The following is an 18,911-nucleotide window of genomic DNA, read 5'->3' as shown; positions in this document are numbered from 1 at the left end:
TGACACTCGTGAAGGCGACGGATGGCGCATCCGTCGCCTTCATCGTCGCCCGGGCCCATCTTATGACCACGGGCCCAGTTTCTAAACTGGGCCCAGGGACGGGGCCTGGGCCCCGTCCAGAAAGAGACCGGAACCCGTCCAGAAAGAGACCGGGACCCGTTGGGAACGAGACGAAGCTCGGGCCCCGTGCAGATTGCACGGAGCCCGAGCACCGGCGGCGGGCTACCGCACGACCAGCAGGGAGCGGGCCGGGCTGTTCGCGGCGGCGACCGCGTCGTTGCCGGCGTAGTGCCCGACCACCTTGTACAGGCCGCGACCGAGCTTAGGCAGCGTGACGCTGCCGTGCCCGTTCGCGTCGAGCGTCACGGTGAACCGGCGCTTGTCGACCGTCACCGTGGCGGTGTCACCGACCTCCCCCTTGCTGGTGACCGTGACCGACACGGTGACCCGGCTGGAGAAGAAGACGGCCCGGTGGTTGAGCGTCACCGCGACCTTGGCGGCATACTTCACCAGAACACCAGCCGAGGTGACCGCTGCGCTCGGCCCGCCCGGCACCAATGCGGCCACGACCACGGTCAGTGTCGTTCCGGCGAGCGCCTTGGTCGGCGTGAAGGTGGCTGACGTCGCACCCGTGATGTCGACGCCGTTGCTCTGCCACTGGTAGCCGAAGATAAGACCTTCGACGTTCCACTGGCCGGGGTCAGCCGTCAGAACCGACCCGATCTCCGGCGTACCGGAAATGCTCGGCGCCACGGTATTCACCGGGGCCTGGGTGTTGTCACCCTCGCTCGCCGCAATGGCGAGAATCGTCGAGGCTGTGCTGTCGCCGTAGTCGACCACACCGAGGTACGGCGTGTTCGGCACGAGACCGGCCCAACTGAGCGTGTACGTGATCGGCACGCCCTGCGGCCCCTGGATCGTCGGCGGTGTCGCGGTGAACCCACTGGTGGGAATCCCCGACGCGACCGAGAAGGTGTTCACGTCGAACGCCGTCGAACCGGAGAAGACGTCCACAACGACCTGGTAGAAGCCGGCCTCCGGGGTGGGGATGTCAACGTGCTCATCGGCGGACCCCGTAGCCGACTGCCAGCCGGCAACCGGGTTGCCTCCCGGGCCGTCGAGCAGCAGCACGAACAGGTCGAGGTCGGTCGAATCGTCGACGGCGTTCAGGTCGAACCGGGCGAGCCGGCCTGTCTGAATCTCCACCTCGTAGGTGAACTGGTCGCCGGTCGCGCCCTCACCGCTGTGCGCAGCGGACGGGTCCGCGGCGTTGTTCTGGTGCACCCCGTTGGCCAGGCCGCTGAGGTTCAGCGCGACCGGTTCTGACCCGCCCGGGGCCACGGTGATGTCGATCGAACCGTCGAGGCCGGTGCCAGCCACCTCGGTGGGAGCGACGACGGTGACCGGACGAACAGCGATCGGGCTGTGCACCACGTCGAAGAAGTCGCCCGGGTCGCCCGAACCACCGTTTCCGAAGCCCCAGTCCAGCGAGCCGGTGGCGTACTGGTCAAGCGGAGCATCCGTTCGAGTGAAGGTCACCGTGTAGCTCTGCTTCTCACCCACGGCGCTGAAGGTCATCTCGGCCGGAGACACAACGGCGGTGATGCCGGGGATCTCGATCGGGACGGCCGTGTAGGTGCCCACCCGTACGGCGGTCACCGTGCGGGTGATGGTTTCGGGCGCGGTCAGCGCTCCGATCTGAATCGACGGCAGGTTCAGGTTGCTGGCGTCGATCGGCTCCACGCCGGCGTCGAAACCGATCCCCTGCAGGTAGGCCAGCCAGTCGGCTGGACCGCTCTGGTAGACCAAGCCCGGAAAGTCGAACGAGGACGGGTTGACCTGCCCGGCACCCTGCGCGAACGGGTCGGTCACCGGGGCACCGGTAGCGTCGACCGTGTTCTTCGCGGTCGTCATCATGACCGACTTGATCTCGGCCGGGGTCGCGAGCGGCCGAAAGCCCAGGATCAGTGCGGCGAGGCCGGCGATGTGCGGGCTGGCCATCGAGGTACCCGACTCGAACTGGAACGTCGGGTCGGCACCCTCCGCGTTGGGGCCGTCGGCCAGAATGCTGACACCGGGCGCCGCGATATCGGGCTTGAGCAGGTCGCCGCCGTCGGCGGTCACCGGCCCGCGGGAGGAGAATCCGGCCATCTGGGGCACCGGCGTCTGCGTGGCGGTCGTGTTGTCGGGTGTGAACGTGACGGTCGCGCCTGCCGTTGCGGCGTAGGCGAAGACCGGGTCAAAGGCCGGGGCGTCCAAGTGGATGCTCGGCACCGAGTGTTCGTCGGTATCGACGTCGGCCGGTGTGCGGTTGACCAGCAGCATGCCGCTGCCGCCCGCCCGCAGCACCTCGGCCGACTTGGCCACCCGGTCGTAGACGCCGCGCTGGCAGAACACGATCCCGCCGGCCACCTTGGCCGGGTCGAGTGCGCCCGGCGCGCAGAGCAACGCGTCAGCTGGGTCGAAGCCGTCCACCGCTACGAGGTCGGCCCGCAGCAGGTTGCCGGAGAGCGGGGTGGCTCCCGGCGTGCGGTCGACGGTGATCGAGGCACCGGCATACGCCGTACCGTCACCGAGCGTGGCCGTCGCCTCATACGACGGAATCGTCGTCGCGGCGACCGTGGTGATCCACGGTGACGCGTTCTCCACGGTGGATGCCGTTGGACCGTCGTTACCAGCGGATGCAGCCACGAAAATGCCCGCCGCAGCAGCGCCGAGGAAGGCTTCGTCGGTGGGCGAGAACGTGGTCTGCGCGGGGCCGCCGCCGATCGAGTAATTGATCACGTCGACGCCGTCGGAGATGGCCTGGTCGATGGCCTTCAGAATGTCGGTGTCCGTGCAGCCGTCGTCGGTCGTGACGGTGTTGTCGGGGCCGGACCAGCACACCTTGTAGGCGGCGATCTTGGCAGCCGGGGCTACCCCCGAGATGTTGCCGAAGTCGACTCCGTTAATGGTCGTCGGTATGTCGGCGTTGCCGCCAGCGGTGCTCGAGGTGTGCGAACCGTGACCGTCGCCGTCCCGCGGGGAGATGTATTCACCCGTTGACGCGTCGCCGATCTGGTCGGCTCCGAAGCCGTCGAGAAAGTACCGGGCCCCGATCACCTTGGTGCTGCAGGCACTCGCAGCGAACTGCTCGCCGGTCTGGCAGGTGCCGGTGAAGGTGGTTCCGTCAGCCTTGTTCATGGTGATCGTGTCACCGTCGAGCCACGGCTCCTCGCCGGGTGTCGTGCCGAGCGGCGAGCCGGCGAAGGACGGGTTCTCCGGGGCGATGCCGGTGTCGAGCACTCCGATCACCACGCCCTTACCGGCCTCGCTGGTTCCGCCGAGCTTGGACCACAGTCCGTTCGGTCCGCTCAACCGCAGAAAATCGGTCGACGACTCGGCGGTCACGTGTCGGAGGGCGTCGGGTACAACCGACACCACGTTCTTCTTCACGGCCAGGGCCGCCGCCTGCTTGCCGGTGAGCTGCGCTGCGAATCCGTTCACGGCGAGCGTGTAGGAATACGCCACCTTGGCATCAACGGATGCTGCCACCTCGCTTTGGATGCGCGTCAAGTAGTCCTTGTAGGTCTCGGCCGAGCGGCTTTGGGCGTTGAGCTTGGCCCCGGCATCCGGCATGGTGGCCGAGAAACCGTCGACTCCGCCCTGATACAGCGCAACGGCCTCGTCACTGAGGGTCACGATGTAGCGTCCGGCGGTGAAATCCATCCGCTGTCCGCCGGGAGAGGCGATGCTGCCGGAGAGACCGGTCGCTGCGGGGGCGGCGCCGGCGGGCAGGGTGCCGCCGACCAGTACGGAAGCGCCCACCAGGGCGATGGTGACGGTGGCCGCGATTGTGGCGCGGCGGCGCGTGCGGGATGTTGGCGCTGGGTTCAGCGCTGAATCCGGCGCAGACATCGTGCGCCTGAAGAAAGAACTCACGTGGGTGTCCAATCCGATAAGGGTGCGAGGTGGTCTCGTTCCACAACAGGAACGTGTCGCTGTCCCGATGCGCGGGACAGTTCGCTGGTGACCGTAGCGCGCTCGGCGACCCCCGGATAGGGGCATTCCGCAGGTACCGCAGGCTGGGGGTGCGCAAGCGGGCACACGCAACGCGCGCCGCGTGCATCCGCTTGAAAAACGGATGCACGCGGCGCGCGCCTGGCGCTCGCCTGCTACCGCACGGTCAGCGTGCGCGGCTTGCTGTTCGCCGCGGCGACGAGGTCGGTGCCGGCGTACTGCGCCACAACCGTATAGCTGCCGCGGTCCAGGTCGGGTAGGGTCAGCGATCCCTTGCCCTTCTGATCGAGGGCCACGTCGTAGCTCTGATCGTCGACCAGAATCTGCACTGTGCCGAGCGGCGCCGAGCGCGGTGCGTCGGTCTTCACCGACACATTGATCGTGGCGCCCTTGGAGTGCGGCTTAGCCTTCGAATCGACCTTCACATCAACGGTGGTGGAGTACTTCACTACGACCCCGGCCGAGGTGGCCGCGCCGGCCGGAAGCCCGTCGGCCCGGGCGGTGACAAGCACCGTGAGCGTCTTGCCACCGAGCGACTTGGTCGGCGTGTAGTCGACCTTGGTGGCCTTCTTGATGTCGCGACCATCGGCCTGCCACTGATAGCTGTAGGCCAGCCCGGCGAGGTTCCACTCTCCCGCCAGAGCGGTCAGTTTCGCGCCGACGACGGCGGTGCCCTCGATCGACGGCAACGCCGTGTTCACGGGCGCTTCCGGCTTGGGAGCTGCGCCGCTGGCGACCGAGACGACCGTTGAGACCGAACTGTCACCGTAACCGACGAGACCGAGGTAACCGGTCTCGGGCAGAAGGCCCGACCAAGACAGCGAGTACGTCGCCGCCACGCCCTGCTGGCCCGCGACGACCGGTGGTGCGGCCGCGAACGACCCCGCGCCGGGGCCGGCGAGCACCGAGTAGGTGTTCACGTTGAACGCGGTCGTTCCGCTGTAGACGGAGTTGATCACCTGGTAGAAACCGGCTTCGGGGTCGACCAGGTCGATGAGTTCATCGGCCGATCCGGTCGCGGACTGCCAGCCGGCCACCGGAGAACCGCCGTCACCGTTCAGGCGGTAGACGATCAGGTCGAGATCGGCGGTCTGGTCGACCGCGTCGAGGTCGAACCGGGCGAGCTGGGTACCCTCCGGTACCTCCACCTGGTAGCTGAACTCGTCACCGGCGGTGCCGGATCCGGTGTTCGGACTGGCCGGGTCGGCCGGGTCGCTCTGGTGCAGTCCGGCCGCGAGGCCGATCAGGTTCAGCGCGATGTCCCCGGTGGCTCCGGGGGTGATCGACACGTCGACCGAACCGTCAACCCCGGTGCCGTTGGCGGTGGCCGGCGCGACGAGGGTAACGGGCTGAATGGCGATGGGACTGTGCACGAGCGTCCCTCTGCCGCTCACCCAGTTGAGCGAGCCGGTCGAGAACTGATCGAGCGGGGCATCCGTTCGGGTGAACGTCACGGTGTAGCTGGCCGATTCACCTTCAGCGCCAAAGCTCAGCGTGGCCGGCGAGACGACCGCGTCGATGCCCGGTACCGTCACCGGCTGGGCGGTGAAGGTGCCGGCCTCGGTGCTCGTGACGGTGCGGGTGATGGTCTCCGGCGCGGTCAGTGACCCGATCGCGATGGAGGCCAGGTTGAGGTTGCTCGGGTCCACCGGGTCGGCGCCGACGTCATAACCGATGCCCTGAATGTAGGAGTACCAATCCTCGGTGTCGTTCAGGTAGAGCAGGCCCGGTTCGAACATTCTCGTCGGGTCGACGTGACCTGCACCCTGGGTGAACGGGTCGGTGACGGTGTCGCCGCCCGCATCGACGGTGTCATACGCGCTCGTCATCATGGCCGACTTGATCTCGCTGGGGGTGGCGAGCGGTCGTTCACCGAGATACAGCGCTGCGAGTCCGGCGATCTGCGGGCTCGACATCGACGTACCGGAGAGGAACTGCCAGGTCGGCTCGCCACCCTCGGCGTTCGGACCGTCGGCGAGAATGGCCACGCCGGGCGCGGTCACGTCGGGCTTCAGAATGTCGCTGCCGTCGGCGAGTACCGGCCCATGCGAGGAGAACCCGGCCACCTGCGGTGTCGGCGGCGTGTAGCTGGTCGTATTCCCGTCGGTGAATATAACGGATGCCGCGGCGCTGCCCGCGTAGGCATACGTCGCCTCCCAGTATGTGGAGTCGAGGTGGATGGTGGGCACGCTGTGCTCGTCGGTGTCGACCGAGCCGGGAACGCTGTTCACGAGCAGCGTGCCGATGCCGCCGGCCCGCAAAACCTCGGCGGACTTCGCGACCCGGTCGTAAACGCCGCGTTCACAGAGCACGATGGTTCCGGAAACGAGCGCCGGGTCGAGGGAATCGGGGCCGCAGAGCAGGGCGTCGGCCGGGTCGTGGCCTTCCGCCGCTACGAGGTCACCACGCACGAGAGTGCCGGCCAGCGGGGTGGCGCCCGGGGTGCGGTCGACCGAGATCGAGCCGCCAGCGTAGGCGGTGCCGTCACCGAAGGTGGCGGTGGCCTCGTAGCCGGGGATAGTGCTCGCGGCGACCGTGGTGATCCACGGGGAGGCGTTGTCGAGCGTCGACGCACCGGGGCCGGAGTTGCCGGCCGAGGCGGCCACGAAGATGCCCGCTGCGGCCGCGCCGAGGAAGGCCTGGTCAGTCGGTGAGACCGTGGTGTCGGCCGCTCCGCCGCCGATCGAGTAGTTCAGAACGTCGACGTTGTCGGCGACGGCCTGGTTGATACCGGCCAGCAGGTCGGAGGTGGCGCAGCCGTCGTCTCCGCCGGGAGCAGCCGTCCAGCAGACCTTGTAGGCGGCGATCTTGGCGGCCGGGGCGACGCCCGAGATGAGGCCGTAGTCCAGGCCGCTGATGGTCGCGGTTACGTCGTGGTTGCCTCCGGCGGTGCTCGCGGTGTGCGACCCGTGGCCGTCGCCGTCGCGCGGCGACAGGTATTCGCCCTCGTCGACCCCGCCGATGCGATCGGCGCCGTAGCCGGTCACGAAGTAGCGCGCACCGACCACCTTGGTGCTGCAGTCCGAGGCGTCGAACTGCACGCCGGTGACGCACTCGCCGGTGAAGACGGTGCCGTCGCTCTTGGTCATGGTGATTGTGTCACCGTCGAGCCAGGGCTCGTCACCGGCCGTGCCGCCGAGTGCGTCGCCGGCGAACGAGGGGTTTTCCGGTGCGAAACCGGTGTCAAGCACGCCGATGACGACGCCCTCGCCCGCGGTGTCGGCGCCGCCGGTGGACGCCCAGACGCCGTCATCGCCGGAGAGTCCGAGAAACTCGGTCGACGAGGTAGCGGTCAGGTGCTTGAGCTCGTCGGGCGAGATGGCCACGACGTCTTTCTCGGCCGAGAGCCTGGCCGCCTGCGCGGCGGTCAGTTCGGCGGCGAACCCGTTCAAGGCCAGGGTGTAGGAGTAGTCGATCGTGGCATCAACGGATGCCGCCACCTCCTTTTGCTTACCAGCCAGGTAGTCGGAATAGCTCGACGAGGCGCGACTGTGCGGATCGAGGCGGGAGCCGGCATCCGGTGTGGTCGGTGCAAAACCGTCGACACCGCCGGTGTAGGTGGCGACAGCGTTGTCGGCCAGGGTCACGATGTAGCGACCGTCGGTGAAGTCGGTGACCGGGCTGCCCTCGCCGATGATGCCGCCAAGGCCGGGAGCCATCGGGGCGGCTGCGGCACCGCTCACGCCCACGAGGGCGGCAGCGGCGACGAGGGTCGTGGTCACGCAGAGCGCCATCACCCGCCGCATCTGGTGGGGAGCGAAATACGGGCTTTCGGGCGGGAGTGTGGTTCGCCTGAACTGTGATCTCACGTGCGTTTCCAATCGGATCGGAGTGCGCTAGCCGCTCTGCCCCAGTTCGGGGCACAACGTGCTCGTGAACGTATCGCACGGGCGACACCCCCGTACAGGGTGCAGAATGCTCGGTAACACGATCGTTACCTTGACTAATGCTCAATTCAGGCTCGGGGCAGCCCCTGAATCAGACGGGTCTGTCTACTGTCGGGAGTACCGGCCTGTCTGCCCTTTCGCTGGTTTCCAGTGGGGCCGATGCACCGCCAACGGATGCCCGCCGAGCCCGCACGGCATCGCGCCGACCGCCAATGGCGCGCAGCGCGTTCAGAATGGTGATGAGGTCGACGACCTCCTGGCTGATCGCTCCGGCCGTCGCCGGTATGAGGCCGAACGCCGCGATCACCATGAGCACCACGCTCAGGGCAATCCCCAGCCAGATGCTCTGCAAGGCAACACGAACGGTGTCCTGGCCAATGCGCACGGCCCGCACGGTGCGCGAGATATCGTCGAGCAGAATGACCACGTCGGCCGATTCGCTCGCCGCCGTCGAGCCCTTGGCCCCCATCGCGATGCCCACGTCGGCGACCGCGAGTACGGGAGCGTCGTTGACGCCGTCGCCCACCATGATCACCGGGCGTCGGGTCAGCGCCCGCACAGCGTCGACTTTGTCACTCGGCAGGCAGTCCGCTCGCACGTGCACAATGCCCACCTGGCCGGCCACGTGCAAAGCGGTAGCGCGCGCATCGCCGGTGAGCATGAGATTCTCCCGCACGCCGAGACGGGCGAGGTCAGCGACGCTCTGGCGGGCGTTGTCCCGCACCCGGTCGCTGGCCACGATGCTGCCGGCGAACCGTCCGTCCACGGCGACGTACATGGCCAGCTCGCCGCCGGCAAGGTGCGTAGCCGTCGCATCCGCTGCCCCGTCATTGATGAACGAAAGTTTGCCGACCCGCACGGTTCCGGGGGCGAATCGGGCCTCGACGCCGAAGGTTGCGGCCTCACTGGCCGAGTCCGCCGTGTGCAGCGCGAGACCGCGCTCGTGCGCGGCGCCAAGAACGGATGCCGCCAGCACGTGACTTGAATACTGCTCGGCCGACGCCGCGAGAGTCAGCAGCTCGTCAGCGCTGAAGCCCGCTTCGGGGCGCACCTCGCTGATCGCGGGCGTGCCGTAAGTGAGCGTTCCGGTCTTGTCGAAGACGACAGTTTTGGCGCGGGAGAGGGCTTCGAGCACGCCGGCGCCCTTGACGATGATCCCGTTCCGCGCTGCCCGACTCATGCCGCCCATGAACGCGACCGGCGCGGCGAGCAGCAGTGGGCACGGCGTCGCCACTACGAGCACCTCGGCGAACCGCACCGGATCGTTGGACAACGCCCAGGCCAAACCGGCCAGGGTGAGAGCGCCCACCGTGAACGGAACGGCGTAGCGGTCGGCGAGGCGCACCACCGGGGCTTTACTGCTTGACGCCTCCTCGACCAAGGCAATGATGTGCTGGTACTGACTGTTCGCGGCGGTCGCCGTGGCCATCAGGGTGGCTGCGATTTGCCCGTTGATGGATCCACTCAGTACCGGGTCTCCGACGCTGCGTTCAACCGGGAGGCTCTCGCCGGTAAGCGAGGACTCGTCGAACGCGGCAGTGTCGCTCTGCAGTTGCCCGTCGACCGGCACGATTTCCGACGGGCGCACGAGCAACAGGTCGCCGACACGCACCTCGGTGGCCGGCACATCCGTAGCCTCACCCGAGTCAGGGTCGAGGCGATGAGCGATCTGAGGCGCACGTTTCAGGAGCGCGTCGAGTTCTCGCGCAGCGCGGCCAGCGGCATAATCTTCGAGGGCCGCGCCGCCCGACAGCATGAGCACGATGAGGAGGGTCGCCACGTATTCACCCACGAGGATGGTAGCGACGATCGCGATGATGGCGAGCAGGTCGACGCCGAAGCTGCCCCGGACCAGTTGACGTACCATCCCGACGGACGAAACGAGGGCGGCAACGATGCCGAACCCGCTGAACAGCCAGCGCACGGCATCCGCTTGACCGAAGATTCCGAGCGCGAGCGCGAGCCCGAGCAGGCCGACGAGCACCGTGGCGGCGACGAGCGGATATCGGCGTGCGAACACGAGGAGGCGGGACATGCCTGCATTCTCCCGCGCGGTGCAGCCGAGCGCCACCGAGGAAAGCCTCGCCTGCAGTCACGCAGAACGCACGAAGGCTCCGACCGATTACGGTCGAGGCCTTCCGAGACGCTGGTGCTGGCTACGCCAGGCGGGTCTGCAGGTTCTCGGCGAGCGAGGCGAGGAACTCTTCGGTGGTCTGGTAGCCCTGGTCGGGCCCGACCAGGAGTGCGAGGTCCTTGGTCATCTTGCCGCTTTCGACGGTCTTGATGACGACGTCTTCGAGGGTCAACGCGAACTCGGCCAGGGCCTTGTTGTTGTCGAGCTTGGCGCGGTGCGACAGACCGCGGGTCCAGGCGTAGATCGACGCGATCGGGTTGGTCGAGGTGGGCTTGCCGAGCTGGTGCTGACGGTAGTGACGGGTCACGGTACCGTGGGCGGCTTCAGCTTCGACGATCTTGCCGTCGGGAGTGGAGAGCACGCTGGTCATGAGGCCGAGCGAGCCGAAGCCCTGCGCGACGGTGTCGGACTGAACGTCGCCGTCGTAGTTCTTGCAGGCCCAGAGGTAGCCGCCCTCCCACTTCATGGCCGAGGCGACCATGTCGTCGATGAGGCGGTGCTCGTAGGTGAGGCCGGCCGCTTCGTAGCCGGCCTTGAACTCGGCGTCGAAGATGTCCTGGAAGATGTCCTTGAAGCGACCGTCGTAGGCCTTGAGGATGGTGTTCTTGGTCGAGAGAAAGACCGGCACGTTGCGCTCGAGGCCGTAAGCCAGGGTGGCGCGGGCGAAGTCGGTGATCGACGAGTCGAGGTTGTACATGCCCATGGCGACGCCGTCGCCCGGGGCCTCGAACACCTCGAACGTGGACGGCTCGCTGCCGTCCTGCGGGGTGAAGGTCATGCTGAGCGTGCCCTTGCCCTTGAACCGAAAGTTGGTGGCCTTGTACTGGTCGCCGTAGGCGTGACGGCTGATGATGATCGGCTTGTTCCAGCCCGGCACGAGGCGCGGGATGTTGGAGATGACGATCGGCTCGCGGAAGATGGTGCCGCCGAGGATGTTGCGAATGGTGCCGTTCGGCGAGAGCCACATCTTCTTGAGACCGAACTCTTCCACCCGCGCTTCGTCGGGCGTGATAGTCGCGCACTTCACGCCGACGCCGTGCTTCTGAATGGCGTGGGCGGCGTCGATCGTGATCTGGTCGTTGGTTTCATCGCGCTTCTGGATGGAGAGGTCGTAGTACTCGAGGTCGATATCGAGGTACGGGTGAATGAGCGTTTCTTTGATGGCATGCCAGATGATGCGGGTCATCTCATCGCCATCGAGCTCGACTACTGTTCCCTCAACCTTGATCTTCGACAAAAATATCTCCTCTTTATTCAGTGTGGCCGTCACGACCACCGTCAAGCTTACTAGAGGACGGTAACTATCTTGACATCGAGATAAATTTGTGAGGTGAATTGCGGGGGCCAAACGCCCTCTCGACTACCGGCGACCCCGGGCGCACGTTAGCCTGAACACATGGGTGAGCTGAAGCTGGAAGAATTATCTGCACGAAACATCGTCGCGGCCAACAATCTGAGCCTCAAGCCTGGCCAGGAACAATTCATTGCACCGGTCTCGTATTCAGTCGCCGCCTCGGTGATCAACCCGGCCACCTCGTGGCAGCGCGTGGTACTTCTCGACGGCGTCGTCGCTGGTTTCATCCACGGCAACTTCGACCCGAACTCCGAGCACGAAGAATTTCGCGCCTGCATCTGGCGCATCAACGTCAACGCGGAGACGCAGGGTCAGGGTGTCGGCAAATTCGCCGCTGAAGCCCTCGCCGCTGAAGCCCGTGATCGCGGCTTCGACCACGTCAACGTCATCTGGGAGCCCGGTGCCGACGGCCCGGAGGCCTTTTTCCACCGCCTGGGCTTCGTCGATGTCGGCGAGACCCAGTACGGCGAAGTCATCGGCTCACTGAAGCTCTGAGCCGCGTCGAGCCTCAGATGAGCACGCCTGAGCCCGACGACTTCGTGTCCCGGGTGCTCGGCGTGGTCGATTCTATCCCGCCCGGCCGTGTGATGACCTACGGCGGCGTGGCCGCGCAGCTCGGTTCCCGCGCGGCCCGCGCGGTCGGGCAAGTCATGGCTCGTTACGGCTCTGATGCGGCCTGGTGGCGGGTGATTCGCGCCGGCGGGCATCCCCCGATCGGGCATGAGACCCAGGCGCTACCGCACTACCGCGCCGAAAACACGCCGGTTCTCATCACGAAAACGGATGCCGCGTATCGAGTCGACTACACCGCCGCCCGCTGGTCACCGCCCGCCTAACTTGCCCGCGTAATCTGCTCGCGTAATCTGCTCGCGGCCGGGATTACTCCGGCGGCCGCGCCGTACTGGCGCGCACGATGAGCTCGAACGGCATGTTGATATTGAGCCCGGTACGCGGCTCCGGGTGCGGTCGGAGTTCTTCCATGAGCACCTCAACGGCTTTCTCGCCCTGCTGCCTGGGAAACTGCGCGACCGTGCTGAGCCCGAAGAAGGCTGCCTGTTCGTGGTCGTCTACCCCGATCACCGACACGTCGCGGGGCACAACGAGTCCGAGGTCGCGGGCGGCGAGCATACTGCCGATGGCCATTTCGTCGGAGGCGGCGAAAATGGCGGTCGGGCGTTCGTGCGGCCGCCCAAGCAGTTGCTTGGCAGCCTGGTAGCCGCCGGCCGTGGTGAAGTCGGCCGGGCGGTAGTCCTCCCGGCGCGCTTCGATCCCGGCCGCCGCGAGCGCCGCTTCGTAGCCGAAGCGCCGGTTCGTCGGCAGGTTGAAGTCCAGGTCGAATGCCTTGTCCCCGCCAATATGGGCGATTCGGGTGTGGCCGAGAGCGATCAGGTGTTCGGTCGCCAGGCGTGCCACGGCGAGGTCGTCGACGGTGAGCGTCGGCACGCCCGCGAGTGGGCCGCCGACCCCGACGAGCGGTTTGTCGAGGGCGTGCAGCCGGGCCACCTCGTGCTCGGTCAATTCCAGCGAAACCGCGATGACGGCATCCACTCGCTGGCGCAGCAGGAAGTGTTCGAAGACGCTGCGGCGGGCCTCGAGCCCGCCCGTAAGGTTGTAGAGGGTGAGGTCGTAACCGTGGCGTTGCAGGGCCTGCTGGGCGCCCTCGACGACACTCGCGAAGAACCACCGGTTCAAAAACGGTACGACCACACCGATGTTCTTCATGCGACCGGAGGCGAGGCTCGACGCTGTCGACGATACGACGTAACCGAGCTGGGCAGCGGATGCCTCCACCCGCAGGCGCGTGGCCGGCGACACGTTGTGGGCACCGCTGAGAGCGCGTGACACCGTCGCCGTCGAGACCCCGGCGTGACGGGCGACGTCCGCGATTCCAACCATGATGCCCCTCGTCGTGCCGCCCTCGTTGGCGGCGTAGTCGATATGCTACACATTTTCCGATCACTGCAAGCGTTTGCAGGATGATCCGCACAGAATTCGCGTTCTCCACGATTCGATGCAGTTCTGTGACCAGAATGGCGCGTATTCGGGCTAACCTCGATCAAGGCCGGGATGCAATCGCTTGCAAACCGGATCGGAATCAGCCCGCCTGCATCGCCGCAGGCACTATTTTGCGAAAGGCTCCACACCAATGACGGTGAACACCAAGAACCTGCTCCGCCTCGGCGCCCTCCTGGGCGTTGCAACCCTCGCCCTCGCCGGATGCTCGCCCGCGTCATCCGACGACACCGCCGGCGACGCCGCTTCCGCGAGCACACTGACGGTCTGGATCGACGCCGAACGCGTCGACGCCCTGAAACCGGCCGCGGCCGCGTACACCGAGAAGACCGGAGTGGAGGTCGACCTCGTCTCCAAAGACAATGCCACCCTCAAGGATGACTTCATTCAGCAGGTCCCCACCGGCAAGGGCCCGGACATCACCATGGGTGCCCACGACTGGCTCGGTGAACTCGTCACCAACGGTGTCGTCAGCCCGATCGAACTCGGCGACAAGGCAGACGATTTCCTCCCCGTCGCCATCACGGCATCCACGTACGACGGCCAGGTCTACGAGCTGCCCTACGCCGTCGAAAACCTCGCCCTGCTGCGCAACGCCGACCTCGTGCCCGAGGCCGCCACCTCCTACGACGACATGATCGCCAAGGGCACCGCCACCGGCGTGACTTACCCGTTCCTGGTCGAGCAGGGTGTCGACGGCAACCCGTACCACCTCTACCCGTTCCAGACGTCGTTCGGAGCTCCGGTCTTCGGCACCGACTCAACCGGCGGCTATGACGCCGCCCAGCTCGAAATTGGCAACACCGGCGGTGAGGCCTTCGCTGCATGGCTCTCCGCCCAGGGCAAGACCGGTACCGGCGTGTTCAACACCGAGATCACCGGTGACATCGCCAAGACCGCCTTCACGTCCGGCGACGCCGCCTTCTGGCTGACCGGCCCGTGGAACGTCGGCGCAGCTCTCGACGCAGGAATCAACCTCGCGGTCGACCCGATCGCCGCTCCGTCGACCGGCGCCGCAGCCCCCTTCGCCGGAGTGAAGGGCTTCTTCATCAGCGAGCAGAGCGAGAACAAGGTCGCCGCCAACGACTTCCTGGTGAACTACATGGCCACCGAAGACGTGCAGACCGCCCTGTTCGAGTCGGGCGAGGTCCTTCCCGCGCTGAAGGCATCCGCCGAGGCAGCGTCGAGTGATCCCATCGTGGCCGGCTTCGCCGCGGTCGGCGCTGAGGCCGTGCCGATGCCCGCCATCCCGGCCATGGGCCAGGTCTGGCAGTTCTGGGGCATCGCCCAGGCCGCCATCATCAACGGCGAAGACCCCACCGCGACGTGGCAGAAGCTGGCCGCCGACGTGCAGGGCGCCATCGGCTGACCGGCACCATCCGCAGAGCAGCAACCGCACCACCGCGGGGTGTGGTCGCCCGTCGACCACACCCCGCACGAGAGTTGAACCCGACGAAAGCTGAACCATGCGCACCGATGACACCGACGTCAGCACGACCAAACCGTCGAAGCGGCAGCATCGCGCGGCTATGGTCGCGGAAGCAGCCTCCGGCGGCCTGAAAGCCATCCTGGTCAAGATGGCGCTGCTCGGCGTCGTGGACGCCGTCGCGCTCTATGGCCTGTTCATCCTGTTCCTGCAGCAGCAGTGGCTCATCTTCGCGCTCGTCGCCCTGGTCACGCTCGTGGTCAACTGGATCTACTTCACGCCCGGCAAGCTCCCGGCCAAATACCTCACCCCCGGCGTCATCTTCCTGGTCGTGTTCCAGATCTTCGTCGTGGGCTACACCGCCTACATCGGGTTCACCAACTACAGCACCGGCCACAACAGCGACAAGGCGCAGGCCATCTCGGCGCTCATGAGCAGCGCCCAGGAACGCGTGCCCGACTCCCCCAGCTACGCGGTCACGGTGCTCGACCAGTTCGGCACGCTGAGTTTTCTGGTGACCGACCCTGGCGGCGAGGTGAGCCTCGGCTCGGCCGACAGCCCGTTGGCGCCCGTGAACGATGCCACCATCACCGGTGGTGAGGCCGTCGGGCTCGACGGCTACACCACCCTCAGCTTCCAGGACATCCTGTCGCGCACGGCTGAAATCACCGCCCTCACGGTGCCGTTCTCCGACGACCCGAACGACGGCGCCCTGCGCACCAACGACGGCAGCAGCGCCTACCTCTACCTCTCCTCGCTCGTCTACGACGAGCAGGCCGACACCATGACGGATACCCAGACCGGCACGGTCTTCTCCGACACCGGTGACGGTGCCTTCGTCTCGGCGACCGGTGAGGAGATGCTGCCGGGCTGGCGCATCAACGTGGGATTCGACAACTTCGCCCGCGCCTTCACGGAAAAAGGCATTCGCACACCGCTGATCAGCGTAACCCTGTGGACCATCACCTTCGCCGCCCTCTCGATGGCGACGACATTCTTCCTCGGGCTCTTTCTCGCCATCGTTTTCAACGACATGCGCATGAAGGGTCGCAAGTTCTACCGGGTCGCCATGATCCTGCCCTACGCCTTTCCGGCATTCCTGTCCGCACTAGTCTGGGCCGGCATGCTCAGCGAGAGTTTCGGCTTCGTCAACCAAGTGTTGCTCGGCGGGGCGCAGATCCCCTGGCTCACCAACGAATGGCTGGCCAAGATCAGCATTCTCGTGGTGAACCTGTGGCTCGGGTTTCCGTACATGTTCCTGGTCTGCACCGGAGCCCTGCAGTCGATCCCGGCCGAACTCGAAGAAGCCGCCACGGTCGACGGCGCCAGGCCCTGGGCGGTGTTCCGGCTGATCAAGCTGCCGCTGCTGCTGGTGTCGGTCGCGCCGCTGCTCATCGCATCGTTCGCGTTCAACTTCAACAATTTCAATCTCATCTACATGCTCACCGGTGGCGGGCCGCGCGATGCCTCGGCCGACGTGAATGTCGGGGCCACCGACATCCTGATTTCGATGGTCTACAAGGTCGCCTTCACGGGGCAGGCCCGGGACTACGGGCTCGCTAGCGCGTTCTCGATCATCATCTTCATCCTGGTGGCGGTCATCTCGGTCATCGCCTTCCGCAAGACCAAGGCACTCGAGGAGTTGAACCGATGACATCCGTCGACGAGGGCACGCGGGTGATCCCGCAGAAACGACCGTTCACGTTCAAGCGGTGGTTCGGCCGCACGGGGTGGCGGCACGCGATCGGCATCGTCATGGTCGTCTTCTCCGGCTTTCCGCTGCTGTACGTACTCTCGGCTTCCCTCAACCCACAGGGAACCCTCACCGGGTCGAACGAGCTGTTCTCGCAGGTGGGTTTCGAAGCCTACGCGCGCATTCTCAACTCCCCCGATGCCCCGTTCGCCCAGTGGTTCGGCAACACCATCGTCATCGCCGGCACCACCTCGATTCTCACCGTCTTCCTCGGCGCTCTTGCGGCATATTCCTTTTCGCGCATGCGCTTCACCGGTCGTCGGGTTGGACTGCTGACCCTCGTGCTCGTGCAGATGTTCCCCCAGCTGCTCGCCGTCGTCGCGATCTTCCTCGTGATGAGCACGATCGGTGACCTGTTCCCCGCGATCGGCCTGAACACCCAGGTCGGGCTGATCATGGTCTACCTCGGAGGCGCCCTCGGCGTGAACACCTACCTCATGTACGGCTTCTTCAACACGATCCCGTCGTCAATCGACGAGGCGGCCAAGATCGACGGGGCGAGCCACGCCCGCATCTTCTTCACGATCATTCTGCGGCTGGTCGCCCCGATCCTCGCGGTCGTCGGGCTGCTGTCTTTTATCGCGACGACCAATGATTTCGTAGTCGCCAGCGTGCTGCTGATCGACCCGGAGAAGCAGACCCTCGCCGTGGGCCTGTACAAGCTCGTGTCCAACCCGAACTATGCAGACTGGAGCGCGTTCTCGGCCGGCGCTGTGCTCGCCGCCCTGCCGGTGATGGCGCTGTTCCTCTACCTGCAGAAGTACATCGTGGGCGGGCTGACAGCTGGCTCCGACAAGTAGGTTTTTCAGCCCTCCGACCGGGTGACCGGGGTCGGCTCGACCGGACCCTGGTCTAGCCGGAACGGCGGGTACTCGTCGCGGCGGGGTGATCGGGCCGGTCGCATCCACTCGACCAAATGCGGGCGGCTGCGGCTCCGTGCCCGCGCCCCCGGGCTCACGCGGCTTCGGTGTGAGCTGTCGACCGAGGCCGATGGCGCCGGCCACAACGAGGAGCACACCGATCAGAAAGAGGATGCCGCCCCCGACCAGGAGTCCCACAGCGATCGGTCCGAGCAGATCGGTGTGCACACCAGCGGAGAGGTTGACCGCGACCCCGGGGCTGCCGTCAGCGTTCATCACGACGACGGACCAGTCGCCGGCGGCGGGCTTCCAGATGATTTCCTGGGTGCCGGTGCCCGTGGCCGATTCGGTCCAGAAGCTCTGGTCCGTGGGAGCGGCCGCTGATTGGGTGCCGGGAACGTCGAGGTAGTCGACCCGGAACGGAGACGTCCGTACCTCGCGCAGCTCGCTGTGGTTCACGTCGGCGAGGTAGGTATCAACGTCGGCGCGCGGCGCGATGCCGATGAAGACGTCCTGGCCGGTCGCCACATTGCTCGCCTTAAGGCGCAGCGTGGCAATGTCGAACCCGACGCCGGTCGGTACTCCGAGGTCCTTGCCAACGTCCAGGTTCGGCGAGGTGATCGCCGAGGAATCAACAGTGAAGGTCTCGGCCTGCGTGGTGAAGTAGCCGTCATCCCCCTGCGCGGCGGTGACGACGGCGAGCGCCGTACCCCCGAGAGCATGCCGGCGCCGACCAGACCCAGCACGGTGCCCAGAATGAGCATGATGATCGGTCCGGGCCTGGCCCCTGACCGCGCCCGCAGTCGGGAGGTCGGCGGGGTTGCCGCTGGTGGGGTCTGCGGGGAGGGCGTGAAACTGCTCATCGTCTGGCAGCCTTTCTCGTGCGGTGCATGCCGATGGACCAAAGTTGCGCTGCTAGCCTCCCGCACCTCTGGCGATCGCACTAGTGACGAAAGACCCGTTTCGTCGAGCGGATGCCTCGGCCGATCGCCTGGCCCGACCGTCTGCGCAGGCCGCTGGCGCGGATGCCTGGGCCGTGCGGCCAAGCCGGCGCCACCTCCTGTGCAGGCAAGCGGCGCGGTGCTACCGTGCTGGCATGCAGAGCGATCCGGTCGTCACCAACCCCCAGTTCTACCGGGTGATTTTCGAGAACGAGCGGGTGCGGGTGCTCGAGTACCTCGACCGGCCCGGCGACGAAACCGTGCCGCATCGGCACCCCGACAGTGTCATGTTCACCCTGACCGCCTTCCAGCGGCGTCTGTCAAGCGGCGGCCGTTCCGTCGACGTCGACCTGCCGGAGGGCGTCGCTCGCTGGCTTCCCGCCCAAGAGCATTCCGGGTCCAACATCGGCGATACGGCCACGCACACCATCTTTGTCGAGCTCAAGGAGCCTGTGCCCGCCACGCTCACCCCAGGCACCCCAGGCCGCCCGGAGCCCCTCGGTCCAGACGCCACCGAGCGCCGTGGTCCCCTGCTCGATTAGTA

The 18,911-nt window shown here is 66.5% G+C and carries 11 protein-coding genes; 6 read left to right on the top strand and 5 right to left on the bottom strand.

Going from position 1 to position 18,911, the window contains the following annotated elements; genetic code table 11:
* Positions 1-222: 222 nt before the first annotated feature.
* The 4 genes from CXY78_RS12235 to CXY78_RS12220 form a co-directional block, all read right to left on the bottom strand.
* Positions 223-3,897 (bottom strand): S8 family serine peptidase, encoded by a 3,675-nt coding sequence (locus CXY78_RS12235; protein WP_104089549.1) that lies wholly within the window; start codon positions 3,895-3,897, stop codon positions 223-225.
* Positions 3,898-4,154: 257 nt separating this feature from the next.
* Entirely contained in the window at positions 4,155-7,721 is a 3,567-nt protein-coding gene (locus tag CXY78_RS12230) for a S8 family serine peptidase (protein WP_233206177.1), read from the bottom strand.
* Between the two features lie 256 nt (positions 7,722-7,977).
* Positions 7,978-9,921 (bottom strand): heavy metal translocating P-type ATPase, encoded by a 1,944-nt coding sequence (locus CXY78_RS12225; protein WP_104089546.1) that lies wholly within the window; start codon positions 9,919-9,921, stop codon positions 7,978-7,980.
* A gap of 121 nt (positions 9,922-10,042) precedes the next feature.
* Positions 10,043-11,257 carry an NADP-dependent isocitrate dehydrogenase gene (locus CXY78_RS12220; RefSeq protein WP_104089545.1) on the bottom strand — a complete coding sequence of 405 codons (1,215 nt, stop codon included), beginning with the start codon at positions 11,255-11,257 and terminating at the stop codon, positions 10,043-10,045.
* Between the two features lie 159 nt (positions 11,258-11,416).
* Here CXY78_RS12220 and CXY78_RS12215 point away from each other — a divergent pair, with 159 nt between their 5' ends.
* Both CXY78_RS12215 and CXY78_RS12210 read left to right on the top strand, forming a co-directional pair.
* Positions 11,417-11,869 (top strand): GNAT family N-acetyltransferase, encoded by a 453-nt coding sequence (locus CXY78_RS12215; RefSeq protein WP_092339295.1) that lies wholly within the window; start codon positions 11,417-11,419, stop codon positions 11,867-11,869.
* Between the two features lie 17 nt (positions 11,870-11,886).
* Entirely contained in the window at positions 11,887-12,210 is a 324-nt protein-coding gene (locus CXY78_RS12210) for an MGMT family protein (RefSeq protein ID WP_104089543.1), read from the top strand.
* Positions 12,211-12,253: 43 nt separating this feature from the next.
* Here the strand turns inward: CXY78_RS12210 and CXY78_RS12205 are convergent, their stop codons facing one another.
* On the bottom strand, positions 12,254-13,270 hold the full coding sequence (locus CXY78_RS12205) for a LacI family DNA-binding transcriptional regulator (protein ID WP_092339299.1): 1,017 nt from the start codon (positions 13,268-13,270) through the stop codon (positions 12,254-12,256).
* A gap of 250 nt (positions 13,271-13,520) precedes the next feature.
* Here CXY78_RS12205 and CXY78_RS12200 point away from each other — a divergent pair, with 250 nt between their 5' ends.
* From CXY78_RS12200 to CXY78_RS12180, 4 genes are all read left to right on the top strand, one after another.
* Positions 13,521-14,756: a maltose ABC transporter substrate-binding protein gene (locus CXY78_RS12200; protein WP_104089542.1), complete on the top strand. Its 1,236-nt coding sequence runs from the start codon at positions 13,521-13,523 to the stop codon at positions 14,754-14,756.
* Between the two features lie 97 nt (positions 14,757-14,853).
* Positions 14,854-16,467, top strand: a complete 1,614-nt coding sequence (locus CXY78_RS12195; protein ID WP_104089540.1) for an ABC transporter permease subunit — start codon at positions 14,854-14,856, stop codon at positions 16,465-16,467.
* On the top strand, positions 16,464-17,366 hold the full coding sequence (locus CXY78_RS12190; RefSeq protein ID WP_092339305.1) for a sugar ABC transporter permease: 903 nt from the start codon (positions 16,464-16,466) through the stop codon (positions 17,364-17,366). The genes CXY78_RS12195 and CXY78_RS12190 overlap by 4 nt, the downstream gene beginning before the upstream one ends.
* 1,156 nt (positions 17,367-18,522) lie before the next feature.
* Positions 18,523-18,909 (top strand): cupin domain-containing protein, encoded by a 387-nt coding sequence (locus CXY78_RS12180; protein ID WP_233206176.1) that lies wholly within the window; start codon positions 18,523-18,525, stop codon positions 18,907-18,909.
* Positions 18,910-18,911 lie beyond the last annotated feature (2 nt).

This window comes from Cryobacterium sp. N19, assembly GCF_002929595.1.
Lineage (GTDB): Bacteria > Actinomycetota > Actinomycetes > Actinomycetales > Microbacteriaceae > Cryobacterium > Cryobacterium flavum.
This window is presented reverse-complemented; position numbering and strand designations above follow the sequence as displayed.

Excerpts from the sequence above, each read along its gene's own strand:
- CXY78_RS12235 (WP_104089549.1), bottom strand. The coding sequence starts at position 3,897 with ATGTCTGCGCCGGATTCAGCGCTGAACCCAGCGCCAACATCCCGCACG.
- CXY78_RS12225 (WP_104089546.1), bottom strand. The coding sequence starts at position 9,921 with ATGTCCCGCCTCCTCGTGTTCGCACGCCGATATCCGCTCGTCGCCGCC.
- CXY78_RS12215 (WP_092339295.1), top strand. The coding sequence starts at position 11,417 with ATGGGTGAGCTGAAGCTGGAAGAATTATCTGCACGAAACATCGTCGCG.
- CXY78_RS12210 (WP_104089543.1), top strand. The coding sequence starts at position 11,887 with ATGAGCACGCCTGAGCCCGACGACTTCGTGTCCCGGGTGCTCGGCGTG.
- CXY78_RS12205 (WP_092339299.1), bottom strand. The coding sequence starts at position 13,270 with ATGGTTGGAATCGCGGACGTCGCCCGTCACGCCGGGGTCTCGACGGCG.
- CXY78_RS12200 (WP_104089542.1), top strand. The coding sequence starts at position 13,521 with ATGACGGTGAACACCAAGAACCTGCTCCGCCTCGGCGCCCTCCTGGGC.
- CXY78_RS12195 (WP_104089540.1), top strand. The coding sequence starts at position 14,854 with ATGCGCACCGATGACACCGACGTCAGCACGACCAAACCGTCGAAGCGG.
- CXY78_RS12190 (WP_092339305.1), top strand. The coding sequence starts at position 16,464 with ATGACATCCGTCGACGAGGGCACGCGGGTGATCCCGCAGAAACGACCG.
- CXY78_RS12180 (WP_233206176.1), top strand. The coding sequence starts at position 18,523 with ATGCAGAGCGATCCGGTCGTCACCAACCCCCAGTTCTACCGGGTGATT.